This is a genomic window from Faecalicoccus sp. (assembly GCF_036552745.1).
Taxonomy (GTDB): Bacteria; Bacillota_I; Bacilli_A; order Erysipelotrichales; family Erysipelotrichaceae; genus Faecalicoccus.
Genome location: NZ_JAXKBY010000101.1, coordinates 1 through 2,689, shown reverse-complemented (window position 1 = coordinate 2,689; position 2,689 = coordinate 1). Strand labels below are relative to the sequence as shown.

General features: G+C 37.5%; 3 protein-coding genes and 1 pseudogene. 3 read left to right on the top strand and 1 reads right to left on the bottom strand.

Features of this window, described 5'->3' with window-relative positions; genetic code table 11:
* Nucleotides 1-1,014 (bottom strand): BglG family transcription antiterminator (locus U0M88_RS04925; RefSeq protein ID WP_331869096.1); only part of this gene is annotated, 1,014 nt, incomplete at its 3' end.
* A gap of 168 nt (nt 1,015-1,182) precedes the next feature.
* Here U0M88_RS04925 and U0M88_RS04920 point away from each other — a divergent pair.
* From U0M88_RS04920 to U0M88_RS04910, 3 genes and pseudogenes are all read left to right on the top strand, one after another.
* Nucleotides 1,183-2,064, top strand: a complete 882-nt coding sequence (locus tag U0M88_RS04920; protein ID WP_331869095.1) for a YitT family protein — start codon at nt 1,183-1,185, stop codon at nt 2,062-2,064.
* A 47-nt stretch (nt 2,065-2,111) separates the two neighbouring features.
* Entirely contained in the window at nt 2,112-2,375 is a 264-nt protein-coding gene (locus U0M88_RS04915; RefSeq protein ID WP_331869094.1) for an HAD hydrolase-like protein, read from the top strand.
* Nucleotides 2,354-2,572: pseudogene (locus U0M88_RS04910) on the top strand (HAD hydrolase-like protein); the annotation flags it as partial. The gene U0M88_RS04915 and the pseudogene U0M88_RS04910, both read left to right, overlap by 22 nt.
* Nucleotides 2,573-2,689: the final 117 nt, after the last annotated feature.

Here is a 2,689-nt window from a genome sequence, read left to right as displayed (position 1 = left end):
GACATTTTCAATGTAGACCGCTTTGCGTTTTCGCTCCAATAAAGAACGCACATGCATACCTAAGCCATTTCGTAGATCTTGATCTTCCTGAAAATCGATACCGAATTCATCATGGATTGATTCCAACATTCGATCAATCAGTTCACTGACTCTATACCAGTGTCCATGCAGTTCCACTTCATCACGTGTATAGTCTTTAGAACGTCTACCCATCAATAAAAGGGCAAGCATGCAAACTTCTTCTTCGATATATTCAATGCGAATAGTTTTGGTCAACTGACAGAAAAAATCATGAAAGATCTGATACTCCAAACTATTTTTTACCTGCTGGTTGATATCTTGATTCACATAATTATGATGGATCATACGTTCGATCGACACCCCGACATGCATCAACAACATCGGAAAAGCAGTATCTCGAACACGATAATCATAGCTGCTTAAAACCTCTTCCAAGACTTGTTTGATATACATCAGATCAAAATCGCTGAATAACGAAGCTAAACCATTCAAATTTAAGAAATTACCACGGGTTTCCTGTTCTAACAGATCTTTATAGAGTTTTCTTTTACTTTCTTCATTTCCATGTAAGCGAATATAGTTTTTAGAACGTACGATCTTTAACCCTTCATAAGGCTCTAACTGTTTTCTGATTTTCTTTAGATCATTGTCGATCGTATAACCGCTGATATACACCTGATCCTGTAAATCCAGAAGATTGATCTCTTTCTTTTTCAATAGCTCCTGAATCATAAACGTACAGCGTTCCTGCGGTGTCTGAGGAATCAAAGGGGTTACTTCGATAGGAAGACTGGCCATGACTTCCGAATTGATTCGATACCCGTTTTTTACACTGGACTCGATCAGGCTTTTTCCGTAATGACGGTTGATCGAATCCATATCGCTGCGAATCGTACGATCCGATACGTCCATCAAGCGGGATAATTCTTTTCCGGTGATCCAGCTTTTTGAATCATCGAGTAATTTTATGATTCGTTCCTGTCTTTTGTTCAATGAAAACTCCCTCCTCGATTTTATTGTATCGTGTAAACGATTCTGTTTGAGTTCTGATTATTTTCTAGCATTAGGAAATATTTGTTTCCTTCCTTTGTCTAGGAAAAAGAATTACACTCGCTTCCTCTCTCATTTTTCTATAATGCAAGAGTCTTAAGGAGATACGCTATGGCTGATACAATTAAAAATATGCAAAAAAGCACAAAACTGCGATTCATTTTTTCCGTCATTCTGACAATCGCAAGTGCTATTGGACAAGTGTATGTCATTCAAGTCTTTATGAATCCATGTAACCTGCTTTCCAGCGGTTTTACCGGTGTGGCAATCCTTATCAATAAGATTTCCGCCTTATTTGGATTTGATTTTTCCACTTCTTTAGGGATTCTTCTATTGAATATTCCGGCGGCTTTATTATGTTATAAAAGCGTATCCAAACGCTTTACATTTCTGAGTTTCCTACAATTCGGCTTAGTTTCTTTAGGCCTTCAACTCTTTGAATTTGCTCCGTTTTTTGATGATAAGATCTTAAATATTCTTTTTGGAGGCTTTTTATACGGCATTTCCATCGTTTTGGCTCTAAAAGCCGATGGTTCGACCGGAGGAACCGATTTTATTGCCTTATATGTATCCAACAAGATCCATAAAAGCTTATGGGATTATGTTTTTATCTTTAATGCGATCATCATCATTATCTTCGGATTGTTCTTCGGGTGGGAGCCGGCCGGTTATTCTATCGTCTTCCAGTTTATATCAACTCGTACCATTTCCGGATTCTATCATAGATATGCACAGGTAACCCTTGAAGTAACAACCGATGATCCGGAAACTGTCAGTGATATATTCATAGAAAATTTCCGTCACGGAATGACTATTATACCAGGATATGGTGCTTATAGTAAAAAGAAATATTACATATGTAAAACGATCGTTAGTTCATACGAAGAAAGAGATGCCATCGACTGTATACGAAGTGTAAAACCAAATGTGATTATCAATTCGTATAAGACTAATCATTTCTATGGTTCCTTTTACCAAAAACCAATTGAATGATCCTACGTTCAAACCGTTAAAGATATATAGAAACAGGAGAAAAGACAATGAAAAAATATCAGGCCGTCCTCTATGATATTGATGGTACTTTACTGGATACGATCAAGATGAATATGATTCCCTTACAAAAGATCATTCAGGAAGAACTTCATGAAAACCGGCCCTATGAAAAGGTGTTGAAATTCGCATCGTATCTCGATAAAAAAGTCATGGAAGAGCTTTCGATCAAAAATCCAAAAAAAACTATGCCCGCTGGTTTCAATACGTCAATGCGTTTGAAGAAGGGGCTTTACCTTATCCTCCTCATGTAGAAGAAGTGCTCAAGATCTTTCACGATAAACAAGTCCGTCAGGCCGTTGTCAGTTCCAAGCTAAAGAAACAGTATAGACTCGACTTTGTATCTAAAGGATTGGACCAGTATATGGAAACTGCCGTATTAGGTGAAGATACTGATCGTCCAAAACCAGATCCGGCACCGATCGATCTCTTACAACTATTTGATGAATAATTCGGGGGTCTAACAGTTGAGTAGTTTTTGAACTACTTTGGACTATTAGTCCCTTTTTATATGTGTATGAACCCCTAAATAATAAAAATCCCCAGTTCATCTCTTGATGTGCTGGTT

Excerpts from the sequence above, each read along its gene's own strand:
- U0M88_RS04920 (WP_331869095.1), top strand. The coding sequence starts at position 1,183 with ATGGCTGATACAATTAAAAATATGCAAAAAAGCACAAAACTGCGATTC.
- U0M88_RS04915 (WP_331869094.1), top strand. The coding sequence starts at position 2,112 with ATGAAAAAATATCAGGCCGTCCTCTATGATATTGATGGTACTTTACTG.